Raw genomic sequence first — 15,836 nt, 5'->3', positions numbered from 1 at the left:
AACGGCGGAGCAAGGAGAAAGAACCATGACCCCCATCAAAGTCAACGGCGCCCTGCGCGCCGTGCAAGCTCCCGGCGACACCCCCTTGCTGTGGGTGCTGCGCGACGAGCTCGATCTCACCGGTACCAAGTACGGCTGCGGCATGGGCCTGTGCGGCGCCTGCACGGTGCATGTGGATGGCGCCCCGGTGCGCGCCTGCCAGACGCCGGTCTCCACCGTGGCCGGCAAGCGGGTCACCACCATCGAGGGTTTGGGCCAGCCCGATGCGCTGCACGCGGTGCAGAAAGCCTGGCAAGCCGAAGACGTGCCGCAATGCGGCTACTGCCAGTCCGGCCAGCTGATGTCGGCCGCCGCGCTGCTGGCCAGCAAGCGCAACCCCACCGACAGCGATATCGACGCCGCCATGGCCGGCAACATCTGCCGCTGCGGTACCTACGACCGCATCCGCCGCGCGATCCATCGCGCCGCCGCCGAACTGCGTGGAGGCAAGCCAGCATGAAGCGCGACCTCAACCTGATCGATGCCACCCCAGCCAACGGCGGGCGCCGCCGCTTCCTGCAAGCCGGCGCGGCGCTCGCCGGCGGTCTGCTGCTGGAGATCGGCAACGGCGGCCAGCTCATCCGCAACGCGGCCGCCGCGCCCATCACCGACAGCGCGGCCGGCAACTTCGCCCCCAATGCCTGGGTGCGCGTCACCCCTGACAACCGCGTGCTGCTGGTGGTGCACAAGTACGACAGCGGCACCGGCGTGAAGAATGCGCTGGGCCTGATGCTGGCCGAGGAGCTGGATGCCGACTGGGCCACCGTGCAGGTGATCCAGCCCGACGATCCGCTCGCCAAGGCCTACCTGCATCCGCTGTGGGGCATGCACGCGACCGGCGGCAGCACCAGCGTGCCGCTGGAGTGGAACACGCTGCGCCGCGCGGGCGCCACCGCGCGCGCCATGCTGGTAGCGCAGGCGGCGCGGCGTTGGGCGGTGGAGCCGGCGGCCTGCAAGACGGCCGCAGGCGCCGTGATCCACGTGGCCAGCGGACAGCGCCTCACCTACGGCGAGCTGGCCGAAGGCGCGGCACGCCTGCCGGTGCCGGCCGAGGTCACGCTCAAGCGGCCAGACGAGTTCGTGCTGATCGGCAAGGAGCGCAGCAGCTACCGCGTGGCCGACAAGCTCACCGGCCGCGCGTGCTACGCCATCGACGTCAAGCTGCCGGACATGCTGACCGCCATCGTGGTGCACGCGCCGGTGGTCAACGCGCGGGTGGTGTCGTTCAACGCCGCCGAGGTCAAGGCGTTGCCCGGCGTGCGCGATGTGTTCGCCACCGAGATCCCGGAAACGATCGCGCATTTCCGCCCCGACGCGCCGGCCGCGCGCCCCATCAACGGCGCCAGCCAGCCCGGCGTGGCCATCGTGGCCGATCATTTCTGGGCCGCGCAGCGCGCGCGCCAGGCGCTCAAGGTGGCGTGGGGTGAAAGCGCAATGAAGGACTTCAGCGCCGAGGCCGCCATCCGCGCCATGGCCGCGCGCGTGGACGAGCCTGGCAAGAAGTCCAAGGTCAAGGGCGATGCCGATGCCGCCTTCCAGGGCGCCGCCAAGGTGGTGGAAGCGGTCTACACCATGCCCTACAAGGCGCATGCGCAGATGGAGCCGCTCAGCATCGTGGCGTGGGTGCGGCCGGACGCGGTGGAGTACTGGGGCGGCGTGCAGGTGCCCTCGCGCTGCGCGCAGGCGGCCGAGACCATTGCCGGCATCTCGCGCGACAAGGTGAAGATCCATCTGACCGAAGCCGGCGGCAGCTTCGGCGCCCGCGAAGGGCTGCACATCATCCTGGAAGCGACCTATATCGCCAAGCGCATGGGCCGCCCCGTCAAGCTGCTCTACAGCCGCGAAGACGACATGCACGCGTTCTATTACCAGAGCGCCAGCGTGCACAAGGCGCGCGCGGCGCTGGACGCGGCCGGCAATGTGCAGGCCTTCAGCCTGCGCGCCGTGGCGCCGTCGATCAAGGAGCCCGACGATCCCGGCTTCCTGGCCAAGGTGCCGGTCGACCCGAGCTGCACCGAGGGCATGCGCGACGATTTCTACTACCAGGTGCCCGCGCTCGACCTCGCCTGGGTGCGCCACGAGCCGGGCTTCCCGGTGTGGTGGTGGCGCGCGGTGAGCTACGTGCCGAATATCTTCGCCATCGAAAGCCTGATCGACGAAGCCGCGCATGCCAGCACGCAGGACCCGGTGGCGTTGCGCAGGAAGCTGCTGCAAGGCAAGCCCGAGCATGTGGCGGTGCTCGACCGCGCCGCCGCGCTGGCGGGCTGGAAAGCCGGCGCGAAGCCGGGCAAGGGCGGCATTGGCCGTGGCCTGGGCGTGGCCACCTACGAAGGCTACAAGAGCTATATCGCCATCGTGGCCGATGTCAGCGTCAGGAACGGCGCCATCACCGTGCACAAGATCACCTGCGTGGTGGACTGCGGGCTTGCCGTCGATCCCAGCTCGGTGCGCCAGCAACTGGCTGGCGGCATCTACTGGGGCGTGTCCACCGCGTTGATGAACGCGGTGCATATCGAGAACGGCGGCGTGAAGCAAAGCAACTTCCACGACTACCCGGTGGTGCGCATGAGCGACGCCCCGGCGCTGGAGATCGTGGTGATGCCGCCCTCCGGCAGGCAGCCCGGCGGCGTTGGCGAGCTGTCCAACCCGCCGGTGGTGCCGGCGATCGGCAACGCCATCTTTGCGGCCACCGGCAAGCGCTTGCGCGCCACGCCATTTGCGCTGGCGTAGGCCAGCCGTCCGACCGGCACGCAAGCACGGAACAACCCGAACCCGACGAAAGGACTCGCAATGACGACAGCGACGAAATGGAAATGCATGGTATGCGGCTTTGAATACGACGAAGCGCTCGGCATGCCCGAACACGGTTTTCCCGCCGGCACGCGCTGGGAGGATATCCCCGACGAATGGCTTTGCCCGGACTGCGGCGTGAGCAAGGCCGAGTTCGAGATGGAAGTGGTGGCCTGAGCCATGACGAACGACGCGAACGACGCCATCATCGCGAAATCGCAGCAAGCGCTGCCGCTGGTCATCCTCGGTACCGGCCTGGCCGGCTACACGCTGGCGCGCGAGTTCCGCAAGCTCGACAGCGCGACGCCGCTGGTCATCGTCACGCGCGATGGCGGCGAGTCGTACTCCAAGCCGATGCTGTCCAATGCGCTGGCCGGCAACAAGGCACCCGTCGCACTGGCCATCGCCAGCGCGCAGCAGATGGCTGCGCAGCTCAACGCGCGCGTGATGACGCATGCCGATGCATCGGACATCGATACCGCCACCGGCACCGTGCTGGTCGACGGGCAACCGCTGCGCTACGGGCAACTGGTGCTGGCGCTCGGCGCGCACGCGCGTGCGCCAGGCTTGCAAGGCGATGGTGCCGATGCCGTGCAGACCGTCAACGATCTTGCCGACTACACGCGCTTTCACGCCTCGCTGCAAGGCAAGAGGCGCGTGGCCATCCTCGGCGCCGGCCTGATCGGCTGCGAGTTCGCCAATGACCTGCACGCGGGTGGCTTCGACGTCGAGCTGGTTGATCCCGCCGCATGGCCGCTCGGCCGGCTGCTGCCGGGCGAGGCGGGCGCTCTGATGGCCGGCGCGCTGCGCGGCCTCGGCGTGCGGCTGCACCTTGGCGAGATGCCGGTCGCGGTGCATCGCCGTGATGGCGGGCTCGCGGTGCAACTGGCCAGCGGCGCGCAGATCGCCGCCGACGTGGTGCTGTCCGCCACCGGGCTGTTGCCGCGCGTGGCGCTGGCGCAGGACGGCGGCATTGCCACCGCGCGCGGCATCGTGGTGGACCGCCTGCTGCGCACCAGCGCACCGTCGGTCTACGCGCTGGGCGACTGCGCCGAGGTCGACGGCCTGGTGCTGCCTTACGTGATGCCGCTGATGCAGGCTGCGCGCGCACTGGCCCGCACGTTGGCCGGCACGCCTACGCCGCTGAGCTACTCCGCCATGCCGGTGGTGGTGAAAACGCCCGTGCTGCCGACCGTGGTGTCGCCCGCGTTGGCCGGCGCGGGCAACTGGGAGATCGAGTCCCAGACGGTGGCCGGGGAAGCCGGCGCGGGCCTGCGCGCGTTGTTCCGCGATACGCAAGGCGCCCTGACCGGATTCGCGCTGCTGGGCAAGGCCGTGGCCGAGAAGGGCGTGCTTGCCAAACAGATCAGCGACTGGCTGCCGGTGCAAGCCGCACCAGCCGCACCAGCCGCACCAGCCGCACCAGCCGCATCGGCCGCACCGGCCTGAAACAGGAACACAACGAACGGCACTCCCGCACGCCTGCACAACCCACACTCGACAATACGAGAGGAGACTTCCCAATGCTTGTCACTCAACAACCGGTCCTGCGGCGCTTCTGGTACGCGGTCATTCCCGAGTCCAGGCTCGACCTTGGCCCGCAGCCGTTCACGCTGCTGGGCGAGGACATCGTGATCTGGCGCGGCGCCGATGGCACGCCCGCAGCCGTGCGCGACCGCTGCTGCCACCGCACCGCCAAGCTCTCCAAGGGCTATGTGGATTCGGACGGCCTGCTGTGCTGCGGCTATCACGGCTGGTCCTACGACTGCAGCGGCAAGTGCGTGCGCATTCCGCAGATGCCGCAGAACATGATCCCCGCCAACGCACGCGTGGCGAACTACCACTGCAAGCTGCGCTACGGCTACGTGTGGGTGGCGCTGGAAGACCCGCTGACCGACATCCCGGATATCCCCGAAGGCAACGATCCTTCGCTGCGCCGCATCCCGCAGTTCTACGAGCGCTGGGCATGCAGCGGCCTGCGCTTCATGGAGAACTCGTTCGACAACGCGCATTTCAGCTTCGTGCACAAGAACACCTTCGGCAAGTTCGCCAGCCCGAAGCCAGCAGACATCGAGATCATCGAGAACGCGTGGGGGTTCGAATCGCGCCGCTCGGTGCCGATCATGAACCCGCCCGATAGCTGGCTGCTCACCGGCAGCAAGGAGCCGGAGACCATCCGTCACCTGCACGACAACTGGTACATGCCGTTCTCGCGCCGCTTCGGCTGCACCTATCCGAATGGCCTGGTGCACACCATCGTCAACTGCGCCACGCCCATCGACGACAAGAGCACGATGATGGTCCAGTGGCTATACCGCAACGACACGGAGCAGCAGGCCCCGGCCGAGGAACTGGTCAAGTTCGACCATGCGGTCACGCGCGAGGACAAGGAGATCCTGGAGGCCACGGATTACGACGCGCCCATCGATACCACGCGGCGCATGGAGTTCCACATGCCGTCCGACAAGCCCGGGCTGGTGATGCGCAAGAAGCTGATGGCGCTGCTGCAGGCGCATGGCGAGAAGGAGGTGCACCTGTAATGCTTGCTTGATCTTGCCCCGGCGCCTGCTGGGCGCTAGCCAGGTTCCGGGGCTCTCTTTTTTTTGCGCGCCCGTATTCCCAGAGATGTCGCGTCATCGCACGTAACGGCACAAGAGGAGACAACCCCATGAACACGCAAGACCTGACCGGCGACAGGCCGGCCGCAGTTGACCAGGTGCCCGCTCCCGGGCCGCTGGTGATGCTGGGCTTCCAGCACGTGCTGGTGATGTATGTCGGTGCCATTGCGGTGCCGATGATCATCGCCAGCGCGCTCAAGCTGCCGAAGGAGGCGGTGGCGGTCCTGATCAATGCCGACCTCTTCACCTGTGGCATCGCCACCATCCTGCAGGCCGCGGGCTTCTGGCGCTTCGGCGTACGCATGCCGGTGATGCAGGGCGTGGCCTTCAGCGCCATCCCGCCGATCCTCGTCATCGCCACCAATCCTGCGCTTGGCTTGCCGGCTGTCATCGGTGCGGTGATGGCGGGCGGCGTCATCACCATGCTGCTGGCGCCGGTGTTCGGCAAGCTGCTGCGCTTTTTTCCGCCCATCGTTGGCGGGTCCATCGTGATGGTGGTGGGGCTGTCGCTGTTTCCGGTCGGCGTGAACTGGGTGGGCGGTGGGCGCGGCGCGCCGGATTTCGGCGCGCCGCACAACCTGGCGCTGGCGGGCTTTGTGTTCGCGCTGATCCTGGTCATCAACAAGTGGCTCAAGGGCTTCTGGTCCAACGTCTCCGTGCTGCTGGCGCTGGCGGCCGGCATGCTGGTGGCGATCCCCTTTGGCATGGTGGACTTCCATGGCGTGGCCGAGGCGCCGATGGTCGACGTGATCCATCCCTTCTATTTCGGCTGGCCGGTGTTCGACGTGGTGGCCACGCTGACGATCGTGGTGGTGATGATCATCATCATGATCGAGTCGATGGGCTTGTTCCTGGCGATCGGCGATGTCGTGAACAAGCCGCTGAGCGCGGGCGAGATGACGGATGGCTTGCGGGCCAACGGGCTGGCCAGCGTGATCGGCGGGGCGCTCAATGGCTTTCCCTACACCATCTACAGCCAGAACATCGGCCTGCTGGTGGTGACGGGCGTCAAGAGCCGCTGGGTCGTGGTGGCGGCGGGCGTGATCCTGTGCGCGCTGGGCTTGTTCCCCAAGCTGGCCACGGTCGTCGCCTCCATCCCTCTGCCGGCGCTGGGCGGTGCAGGGCTGTTCATGTTCGGGGTGGTGACCTCGGCGGGCGTGCGCACGCTGGCGCGGGTGGATTTCGAGGGCACGCGGCACAACGTGTATATCGTTGCCGCCACCCTGGCCATCTCCCTGCTGCCCACGTTCTCGGGCACGCTGTTCAATCAATTGCCGGGCTGGCTGCAGCCCATCATGCACAGCAGCATCCTGCTGGCTTGCGTGATGTCGGTGGCATTGAACCTGTTGTTCAATGGCATGGCGCGTGCCGATGCACACGCCATGCCGGCGGCGGGCGGGTTGCAGGCGAGCCGCTAGCCCCCGCGCGGGTCAGCTTGCCGGTTGCGCATCCGGTTCCACTTTTGCCGGTGGGCCTTGTTCGAGCAGCGCGGCGATCAGGTCCGATTGCGTGACGATGCCCAGCAGCCGCCGCTGGGCATCCACCACCGGCACCTGATGCAGGCCGCCATTGGAAAACGCCCGCGCCAGCTCCACCATGGGTTGCTCTGCCCGTGCCGTAGCCATGCCGGTGTGCATCAGGTCCTTGGCAGTTCCCGCACGGACCTGCCCCTCGGCGCCACTGCGCGCCGCAAGAAGATCCGCCAACCCAAGCATGCCAAGCAGCCGCCGCTGCGCATCCACCACCGGCAGCGCCTGGATCCCATGCTTGAACAACAGGGCGCGCGCCTCCAGGCCACTCTGCCCGGGCTGCACCGTCACCACGTCCCGCGACATGATGTCCACGCATCGCACATCGCCAAAGTGCCGGCGATACGCCCGTAACTGCGCGGCCACCAGGATGTCTTCCAGGTCGTCTTCCTCGATGTCCAGGAACTCGCCGCGCGCCTTGAGCACTTCGTCCAGATCGCTGCGGTTGAACCCCACCCGCTCGCTCGGCAACGGATCGGCGGTGCGGTGCGGGTTGGCGTGTTCGACGGGGCGGTGCGGATAGCGCCGGCGCATCAGGTTGTTGAACAGCAGCGCCACCAGCAGCAGCAACATCGAGTTGACCGCGACCGGCATCACCACGAAGCCAAAGCCAAGCTGGGTCACGGCGTGGCCGCCGAACACCGCGGTGATCGCCACCGCGCCGCTGGGCGGGTGCACGCAGCGCAACTGGAACATGGCGACAATGGCCAGCGCCACGGCCACCGAGGCGGCCAGCCCGGGCTCGGGGATCCAGCGTGCGCAGGCCACGCCGATCAGCGCCGCCACCAGGTTGCCGCCAATGATGGACCAGGGCTGCGCCAGCGGGCTCGCCGGCACGGCGAACAGCAGCACCGCGGAGGCGCCCATCGGGGCGATGAACCAGGGGTTGAAGCCGCCCAGCAGGTGACGGCTGATCCATTCGGTGAGCAGCAGGCCGACCAGCGCGCCCAAGCAGCTCTTGACGCGCTCGCGGCGGCCGGCGGCGATGGGGGTGGGGGCAAACGCGCGCAGCCACGCACGTGCCCGGCCTGGCGGGAAATCGGCTAAGGAGGGGGCCTGGGATGGCGGCATGGGTCTGTTTCTTTGGGTTGTGCGGGCGAATGCGCGTGAATGCGCGTGAATGCGCGTAATAGCGCACCTGGATCGCCTTGGCATCGTGCTCCGGAAATCCAGCGTGCAAATATATCATGACGTGATACATTTCGTTTTTCGCGAAGCGGGATCGGCCCGCGATCCGCGTCCCGTCCTCCGCCTACTTTCCCGATCCTGGCCATGCACTTCGAAAAACGCGACTACGCCGTCGACCGCCGGCTGCTCCTGCTGGCAGCGCTGGCGCCCCTTATCGGGGCCATCAGCACGGCGGCTGCCGTGCTGTTGCTGAACCTGATCCGGTTCTTCACCAATCTCTTCTTTTATCAGACCCTGTCGCTGGCGGATCGCTCGCCGGCGCAGCATCCGCTGGGGGCATGGGTCATCGTGGTGCCGGCGGTCGGCGGCCTGCTGGTGGGCCTGATGGCGCGTTACGGCAGCGACAAGATCCGTGGCCACGGCATCCCGGAAGCCATCGAGGCCGTGCTGTTCGGCAAGAGCAAGATGTCGCCCCGGGTGGCCGTGCTCAAGCCGCTGTCCTCTGGCATCGTGATCGGCAGCGGTGGGCCGTTTGGCGCGGAGGGGCCGATCATCATGACCGGCGGCTCGATCGCCTCGCTGCTCGCGCAGTACCTGCATCTCACCGCGGCCGAGCGCAAGACGCTGCTGGTGGCGGGTGCCTGCGCCGGCATGACTGCGATCTTCGGCACGCCGGTGGCGGCGGTGCTGCTGGCCGTGGAGCTGTTGCTGTTCGAGCTGCGCCCGCGCAGCCTGCTGCCGGTGGCGCTGGCTTGCGCCGTTGCCGGCTTCCTGCGCACGATGGTGTTCGAGCCTGGCCCCTTGTTTGCGCTGCACACCGCGCCGGCCAGCACCATGGCGCTGGGCTCGTGCGTGGTTGCCGGGCTGCTTTGCGGCGTGCTGGGCGCCGCGCTGACGCTGGCGCTCTATCGCACCGAGGACCAGTTCTCCAAGTTCAAGCTGCACTGGATGTGGTGGCCGGCAATCGGCGGGCTGGTGGTCGGCATTGGCGGGTACTTCGAGCCGCGCGCGCTGGGCGTGGGCTATGACGTGATCGCGGACCTGTTGCACAACCGCATGGCGATCGGCGTGGTGCTGGCCCTGCTGACGGTCAAGGCCATCATCTGGGTGGCAGCGCTGGGGTCCGGCACGTCGGGTGGCGTGCTGGCCCCGCTGCTGATGCTTGGCGCGGGCCTTGGCGTGGCGCTGGCGCCGTGGCTGCCCGGCGCCTCGCCGCAGTTGTGGGCGCTCGTGTGCATGGCGGGTGTGCTGGGCAGCGTGCTTGGCGCGCCGCTGACCGCCATCGTCTTCGCGTTTGGCCTGACGCATGACAGCAATGCGCTGCTGCCGCTGCTGCTGACCGTGGCGATGGCGCATGGCTTCACGGTGCTGACCATGAAGCGCTCGATCATGACCGAGAAGATCGCACGCCGGGGCCTGCATATCTATCGCGAGTATGGCGTGGATCCGCTCGAGCGCCAGCACGTGGCGGATTTGATGACGACGGCTGTGGTGAGCGTGGATGGCGAGCAGCCGGTCCACGTCTTGTGGGCCAGCCACTTTGGCGAGCACGCACCGCATCGCGGCTATCCGGTCGTGTGCGCAGCGCGCGTGGTCGGCATGCTGGAGCGCAACGCGCTGCGCGGGCGGGAAGCTTCGATGGAGGCCGGCCGCGCGCTGATGGCGCCACTGCAGCCGCACCAGGTGCTGCTGCCGGCGCAGACCGCGCGCCTCGCTGCGGGCCGCATGGCGCAGCTCGGTGTCAGCCGGCTGCCGGTGGTGGCCGACCTGGATTCCATGCGGCTGGTGGGCGTGGTCTCGCTGCGCGACCTGCTGCGCCCCAGCGGCCAGGTGCTGCACGAGGAAACCCGGCGGGAACGGCTGCGCGGCACTGCCGCAGCGTAAGCGCGCTCGCGTCGCCTAAAGCTTGTAGCTGGATAGCAGGATGCTGGTCTCCGTGGCGGCAATGCCGTCGATCAGCCGGATGCGGTCCAGCGTGCGGTCGAAGGCTTCCAGCGAATCCGCGCGCAGCTCGGCGATGATGTCCCAGCGCCCGTTGGTGGTGTGCATGGCCTGCACATTGGGCTCGCCACGCAGTGCCTGCAGCACCGCGCGCGCCTTGTTGCCTTCCACCGCGATGGTCATCCAGGCACGGATGCGGTGCGCCTCGGCTTCGGGCTTCAGCCGCACCGTGTAGCCCACGATCAGGCCTTCCTTTTCCAGCTTGTCGATGCGGTTCTGCACGGTGGCGCGCGAGACGCGCAGCGCCTTGGCCAGGGCGGTGGCGGGCGTACGCGCGTTGTCGCGCAAGAGGGCGAGCAGTTGGCGGTCGGTGTCGTCCATGGTGGGTTCTGGAAGGGGGGGCTGGGGAGGGCCTTTGCCTGCATTTTCGTTGCGGCTGGCGATTCGCTAATTTTAGCTGGCGTTTTGCAGTATGGCACAGGCAAATTGCGCAACTTGCTGGCTTTTAGTTAGCGGGGCAGTGCACCAGAATGCAGGCATTCCAAGGCATTGACTGACCCCCGTCACCCATCACCCAAAGGAGCCAGCGTGATCCACCAGCCCACCATCTTGCTTGTCGAGCCCACCCATTACGATGTGTCGTACAGCATCAACCCGTGGATGGACCCCGGCCTCTGGGCTAGCAACCCGCGCGGCATGCATCGCAATGCGGTGGCATCCTTCGAATCCCTGCATGCGGCCCTGCAGGCGGCCGGCTTCACGGTGGAAACCGCGCCCGGCGCGCCCGGCCTGCCCGACATGGTGTTCCCCGCCAATGCCGCCGTGGTGCTGGACGGCCACGCCGTGCTGGCGCGCTTTCGCTATCCCCAACGGGCCGGCGAGGAAGCGCCCTTTGCGCGGATCTTCGAGGGCCTGCGCGAACGCGGCCTGATCGACTCCGTCAGCCTGCTGCCCGAAGGCTGCTACCAGGAAGGCGCTGGCGACTGCATCTGGGATGCCGTGCGCGGCCACTTCTGGGCCGGCTTTGGCCCGCGCTCCTCGCGTGCCGCGGCCGATGCCATGGCGAGCCATTTCGGCCGCGAGGTTGTCGCGCTGGAGCTTGCCACGGCGCAGAGCTATCACCTCGACGTGTGCTTCTGCCCGCTGTCCGGCGGCGAGATTCTCTACTACCCGCCCGCCTTTACGCAGGACGCCCTGCGCATCTTGCGCGAGCGCGTGCCGGCCAGCCTGCGCATCGAAGCGAGCGAGGACGACCTGCGCCACTTCAGCGTCAATGCGGTCAACCTGCATGACCAGGTGGTGATGACGCGCACCACGCCGCACCTGCGCGCCGAACTGGGCCAGCGCGGCTACCACCTGCGCGAGGTGGACCTGTCGCCGTACATGCTGTCCGGCGGCGGCGCCTACTGCATGACGCTGCGCCTGGACCGCACCAGCGGGCCGGCCCGGGCGAGCGCCGCGGCCGACGGCGCCGCGGTGGCGGCATGAGCGCGAAGGACGAGCACAAACTAATACCGAGCCAGCAAGGGAGAACACCATGAAGGAGATCGCCATGACCCGCTTTCTGGACGCCGCCGATGTGGCGGCGCTGGTGCGCGCCACGGGCGTCGCCAACGCCATCGCGCAGATGGCGCATCACATTCGCCAGGATTTTGTGCGCTGGGACGCATTCGATAAATCCGCGCGGTTGGCGACGCACTCCGTCGACGGGGTGATCGAGCTGATGCCGGTGAGCGACGCCGTGCAGTATGCGTTCAAGTACGTCAACGGCCATCCGCGCAATGCGCAGAACGCCATGCCGACGGTGATGGCTTTTGGCGTGCTGGCGGAAGTGGCGAGCGGCTTCCCGCTGCTGCTGTGCGACCTCACGTTGGCCACCGCATTGCGCACCGCCGCCACGTCGGCACTCGCCGCGCAGGTGATGGCGCGGCCCGGCGCCGCCACGCTGGCGCTGATCGGCAACGGCGCGCAGGCGGAGTTCCAGGCACTGGCCTTCCATGCCATGGTGGGCATCCGGGAGATCCGTGCCTACGACATCGATCCCGCCGCGACGGCGCGGCTCGCGCGCAACCTGCAAGGCGTGCAGGGGCTGAAGGTGGTGGCGGTGGACTCCGTGCGCGCAGCCGTGCAGGGTGCCGACATCATCAGCACCGTCACCGCCGACAAGACGCGGGCCACCATCCTCACGCCTGACCTGGTTGCGCCCGGTGTGCATATCAATGCGGTAGGCGGCGATTGCCCGGGCAAGACCGAACTGCACCCGCAGATCCTGCGCCAGGCGCGCATTGTGGTCGAGTACGCGCCGCAGACCCGCATCGAAGGCGAGATCCAGCAATTGCCACCGGATACGCCGGTGACGGAGTTGTGGGAGGTTTTATCCGGCCGGGTGGCCGGGCGCACCGAAACGGGGCAGGTGACGGTGTTCGACTCAGTGGGGTTTGCGCTGGAGGATTACTCCGCGCTGCGCTGGCTTCATGCCGCGGCCCACGCGCAGCATCGCGGCAGCCACGTGGAGCTGGTGGCGACGCCGCCGGATCCCCGCAATCTATATGGATGGATGATGGACGCCGGAGTGCCGCAGCCCGTGCGCGAGCCGCTGGCGGCGCTGGCCTGAAGCGGCGGCCCATGCCACAACGCCGCAGTCGTGCGGGTCACGAGACTGCGGCGTTGTGGTGTGCGGTTTATAGCGAGTGCCACGCCCACGGGTAACGGGCAAGGCAAGCCGGGCGGCCGGGTGACGGCCGGGCAGATAGCTGCCGGTGAAACGTCCTGGACAGGGTCTTGGCGATGTGCCGGCCGATCAGCCGGCTGCGCCCCGGGTCATCATCAGCTGCGCGCGCAGGAAGCCTTTGACTTCTTCCAGCGAGGGCGTCTTCAGGAACACCATGATGCCCCATTGCTGCAGCGCATCGGCCACGCCGTCATAGGCCTGGCGGTTGGTGATCACGGCGAAGATGACGTTCTGGCGCGCAAAGAAGTTCTGCAGCTTCTCGATGGTGGCCGACTCGGCGTCAGTGAGTTCTTCCACGTAGTACAACACCACTCGCGGATGCGAGCTGACCGAAGTAATGATGGTATCCACCACGTCCTCCACCACCACGCTTTTCAGGGGCAAGCCCCATTTGCCCAGTTGCGCGTGGATACGTTGGGCTTCCTGGTGGTTTGGGTGAAACACCACCAGGTCGAGTTCATGCACAGACGGAAGTTCCTGCCCCACGCGCGTGGCCAGCAGGCGATGCACGGTTTCCTTATGTATGCGTCGGTGGCCACCGTTGGTTTTCCAGGCCCCGAGTTCGCCGCGTTCCACCATTTTCTGCACCGTGCCCAATGACACATTGAGCAGCTTCGCGGCGGTACGCGTACTGTAGTAAGGCTTTTCAGCCAGTTCTGAATCCAGTTTCATCCGTTCACCCGTTAACTAAATACACCGCACTGCGAGAGAAACAGCAGTGACAGCGCGAGCTTTTCGCGCTGGTTTGGGGCTTGGCAATGCAAGGCAACGCGAGCCATGAAGACGGTTGCATGCTGGCACCATAAGGCCTCTTGCGTAACCTGCCCTCGCATCCGGGGCGGCGGGAGCGACGGTGCTCCCACGGTTGTGCAACGGCATGATCTATGTCACCGGTGCCTGATTCTCCCAACGGAAGAATGCCAGCCTCGAATCATATGCGGTATCGAACATAAGCAACCAGACGGCGCACCAAATATTTCGAAATCGCATTGAACGCTCCCACTTCTGGGCTTAAACGCATATTGCCGCGTTTTGGCAGACACGGGCGAGCGGGAATTTATCGCAAACATTGCATACATCTGAAGTGCTTCCACCGGTCGCTCCGCGCGTCGAAACGTATAGCGCACATGGCCGTGCGGCCGCTTGCCGCAGGAATGACAAATATGGCGTGTGCGGCAATCTCGCTTGCCGTCAGGGATTTCGCCCGCGAGCCACTGCCACCGTTTGCCGGGTCGATGTGACTGGCAGGTTGCTGAACTCACCTTCCGCATCAGCTGCCATACCCGATATCGGGAGGGACTGGCGCACGGGTGCCGGCGCGCCTTCCGGGCATACGGACTCGGGATCTGGCGCGGGCAGCGCCATGGACCTTTCCAGTTCGCGCGTCTTGAGCACGATGAAGTATTCGTAGATCGACTGCAGCATGGCGTAGGTGAGCCCGGCCCGTCCATCGAGAAAGCCGCGCTTGCCCAGGTACAGGATCGCGAACTTGACGAGGGGGCGCATCGGCAAGCGGAAGAACAGTTCCTTCTGGTGCGCGCGGCGCCGGTGGAAATCCGTCGCGAACAGGGCTTCGGCCAGGCTGAACGCTGCCGCGCCGCGCCGGTTCTCGATGATCTGCATCGCTTCCAGCCCGCTGTAATTGTTGTGGCGGGTGATCCAGTGGGTCACGCCTTTGCTGAACGGGTAGTGATCGAGGTAGCCCGTCAACTCGCCGGCCGGGCCGTCAGGAATCGACACCGGGTTTACCAGACGCTCGTAGCGCATCCGCTCCGGCCGGAACAAACGCAGGTAGAAGGGAGATGTCTGTACATGGCGCAGCCAGGTGCCTAGGAAAAAGTCGCGCCGTTGCACCCGGAACGCGACCTCGTCGCGCGCCGCGCGCACCGCGGCCCGGGCATGCGCCACAAGCTCGGGCGTCATGCGCTCGTCGGCGTCGATGTAGAACACCCAGGGATGGCGAAAGCCGATGTGCTGCAGGCCCCAGTTCTGGTGGCTGGCCCAGTTGTCGAAGACGCGCTGCGTGACATGCGCGCCGAAGCGCTGCGCGATCGCCACCGTGGCGTCGGTGCTCATCGAGTCGTACACGTGGATGTCGTCCGACCAGGCCACGCTTTGCAGGCAGCCCGGCAGGTCCTGCTCCTCGTTGCGGGTCAGGATCAGCACGGAAATGCCCGGCGCTTGCATGGGCTGGCTAGGCTGGGGGCTTGGCATGTCTGACTCTCGTGCTGATGGCGCGGGCCGGGATGCCCCCGTAGACGGTCCATGGCGTGCGCAGGCTTTTGCTCACCACCGCGCGCGGCGCGATCACCGCGCCCTCGGCCAACGTCACGCCGGGCGAGACAAAGGCCTCGGCGCAGATCCACACGTGCGCCGCGAGCACGATGGGATGGGCAACCAGCTGGAAGTTGGCGCTGTTGTAGTCGTGCGTGCCGGTGCACAAGTGCGCGCCCTGCGAGACCACGCAGAAATCGCCGATGACGATCGGCGCCATGTTGTACAGCGTGACGCCATCGGCCACGCCGACATGGCTGCCCACGCGCAGGTTCCACGGCGCCCAGATCTTCACGCCCGGATAGATATGCACATGCGGGCCCAGTTGCGCCCCGAACAACCTCAACAGCGCCGAGCGCCATGCATGCAGCGGGCGCGGGCTTGGCCGGAACAGGCACAACCAGGCCCAGTGCCAGAGCTGGCGCTGAATCCGGTTGCCGAGCGAAAACGAAGCGCCGGTAGTCGGGTCGTTTCCTTGAAGGATCATCGTCGGTCCGCTCCTGCTTGTTAGCGGCATTCTCAATGCGCGGCAAGGCCCGGCAGCCATGGGAGGCGACCACGGTGCGGGCCAGCACCGCGGTCGCCGAACCCGGCCGAAGCCAGGCTTTGTCCCGCACCGGCCGCGCCAGGCACGGCAAGGTGCAAAGCGCGCGGGAAGGGGTGAAACCATAGTGGCGCGGCGTGCGCGCCGCTTCGGTGCGGCACCTCACACAAGGAAAAACGAAGCGGGAAGGAAGCGGGGCGGGGGGAAGCGGGAGGGAAGGGAGAAGGGCGGGGAGGTGGAGC

14 protein-coding genes are annotated in these 15,836 nt (G+C 67.2%); 9 read left to right on the top strand and 5 right to left on the bottom strand.

Annotation, left to right across the window (positions count from 1 at the left end):
* Positions 1-25: 25 nt before the first annotated feature.
* The 6 genes from AC07XB_RS17505 to AC07XB_RS17480 all read left to right on the top strand — a co-directional run bounded on the left by AC07XB_RS17505 (position 26) and on the right by AC07XB_RS17480 (position 6,865).
* Positions 26-499 carry a (2Fe-2S)-binding protein gene (locus AC07XB_RS17505; protein ID WP_150988391.1) on the top strand — a complete coding sequence of 158 codons (474 nt, stop codon included), beginning with the start codon at positions 26-28 and terminating at the stop codon, positions 497-499.
* Entirely contained in the window at positions 496-2,769 is a 2,274-nt protein-coding gene (locus AC07XB_RS17500) for a xanthine dehydrogenase family protein molybdopterin-binding subunit (RefSeq protein WP_492828027.1), read from the top strand. Before AC07XB_RS17505 ends, AC07XB_RS17500 begins: the two co-directional genes overlap by 4 nt.
* 60 nt (positions 2,770-2,829) lie before the next feature.
* The gene (locus AC07XB_RS17495) at positions 2,830-3,006 is read left to right on the top strand and encodes a rubredoxin (protein WP_043344276.1); all 177 of its coding nucleotides are present in this window, start codon (positions 2,830-2,832) and stop codon (positions 3,004-3,006) included.
* Positions 3,007-3,009: 3 nt separating this feature from the next.
* On the top strand, positions 3,010-4,278 hold the full coding sequence (locus tag AC07XB_RS17490) for an NAD(P)/FAD-dependent oxidoreductase (RefSeq protein WP_492828025.1): 1,269 nt from the start codon (positions 3,010-3,012) through the stop codon (positions 4,276-4,278).
* Between the two features lie 74 nt (positions 4,279-4,352).
* The gene (locus tag AC07XB_RS17485) at positions 4,353-5,369 is read left to right on the top strand and encodes an aromatic ring-hydroxylating dioxygenase subunit alpha (protein ID WP_043344279.1); all 1,017 of its coding nucleotides are present in this window, start codon (positions 4,353-4,355) and stop codon (positions 5,367-5,369) included.
* A gap of 128 nt (positions 5,370-5,497) precedes the next feature.
* Complete coding sequence (locus tag AC07XB_RS17480; protein ID WP_492828023.1) at positions 5,498-6,865, top strand: nucleobase:cation symporter-2 family protein; 1,368 nt, start codon at positions 5,498-5,500, stop codon at positions 6,863-6,865.
* Positions 6,866-6,877: 12 nt separating this feature from the next.
* Here the strand turns inward: AC07XB_RS17480 and AC07XB_RS17475 are convergent, their stop codons facing one another.
* The gene (locus AC07XB_RS17475; protein WP_492814673.1) at positions 6,878-8,047 is read right to left on the bottom strand and encodes an HPP family protein; all 1,170 of its coding nucleotides are present in this window, start codon (positions 8,045-8,047) and stop codon (positions 6,878-6,880) included.
* A 201-nt stretch (positions 8,048-8,248) separates the two neighbouring features.
* On the opposite strand from AC07XB_RS17475, the gene AC07XB_RS17470 reads away from it, so the two are divergent.
* Positions 8,249-9,988: a chloride channel protein gene (locus AC07XB_RS17470; protein ID WP_492828021.1), complete on the top strand. Its 1,740-nt coding sequence runs from the start codon at positions 8,249-8,251 to the stop codon at positions 9,986-9,988.
* A gap of 15 nt (positions 9,989-10,003) precedes the next feature.
* Here AC07XB_RS17470 and AC07XB_RS17465 read toward each other — a convergent pair whose 3' ends face one another.
* On the bottom strand, positions 10,004-10,426 hold the full coding sequence (locus AC07XB_RS17465; RefSeq protein WP_006160263.1) for an Lrp/AsnC family transcriptional regulator: 423 nt from the start codon (positions 10,424-10,426) through the stop codon (positions 10,004-10,006).
* Between the two features lie 207 nt (positions 10,427-10,633).
* Between AC07XB_RS17465 and AC07XB_RS17460 the strand changes: the two genes are divergently transcribed.
* A complete protein-coding gene (locus tag AC07XB_RS17460) occupies positions 10,634-11,533 on the top strand; it encodes a dimethylarginine dimethylaminohydrolase family protein (RefSeq protein WP_492814669.1) in 900 nt (299 codons plus the stop codon).
* 49 nt (positions 11,534-11,582) lie between these two features.
* Positions 11,583-12,659, top strand: a complete 1,077-nt coding sequence (gene ocd, locus AC07XB_RS17455) for an ornithine cyclodeaminase (protein WP_492814667.1) — start codon at positions 11,583-11,585, stop codon at positions 12,657-12,659.
* A gap of 186 nt (positions 12,660-12,845) precedes the next feature.
* Here ocd and AC07XB_RS17450 read toward each other — a convergent pair whose 3' ends face one another.
* The 3 genes from AC07XB_RS17450 to AC07XB_RS17440 form a co-directional block, all read right to left on the bottom strand.
* Positions 12,846-13,448: a helix-turn-helix domain-containing protein gene (locus AC07XB_RS17450; protein ID WP_006160260.1), complete on the bottom strand. Its 603-nt coding sequence runs from the start codon at positions 13,446-13,448 to the stop codon at positions 12,846-12,848.
* A 519-nt stretch (positions 13,449-13,967) separates the two neighbouring features.
* Positions 13,968-14,990 carry a glycosyltransferase family 2 protein gene (locus AC07XB_RS17445; protein WP_492375816.1) on the bottom strand — a complete coding sequence of 341 codons (1,023 nt, stop codon included), beginning with the start codon at positions 14,988-14,990 and terminating at the stop codon, positions 13,968-13,970.
* Complete coding sequence (locus tag AC07XB_RS17440; protein WP_492375815.1) at positions 14,971-15,537, bottom strand: LbetaH domain-containing protein; 567 nt, start codon at positions 15,535-15,537, stop codon at positions 14,971-14,973. Before AC07XB_RS17440 ends, AC07XB_RS17445 begins: the two co-directional genes overlap by 20 nt.
* Between the last annotated feature and the right edge of the window lie 299 nt (positions 15,538-15,836).

This window comes from Cupriavidus sp. GW821-FHT02F09, from assembly GCF_059421605.1.
The sequence above is the reverse complement of the archived record's forward strand: the minus strand, read 5'-3'. Positions and strand labels throughout refer to the sequence as shown.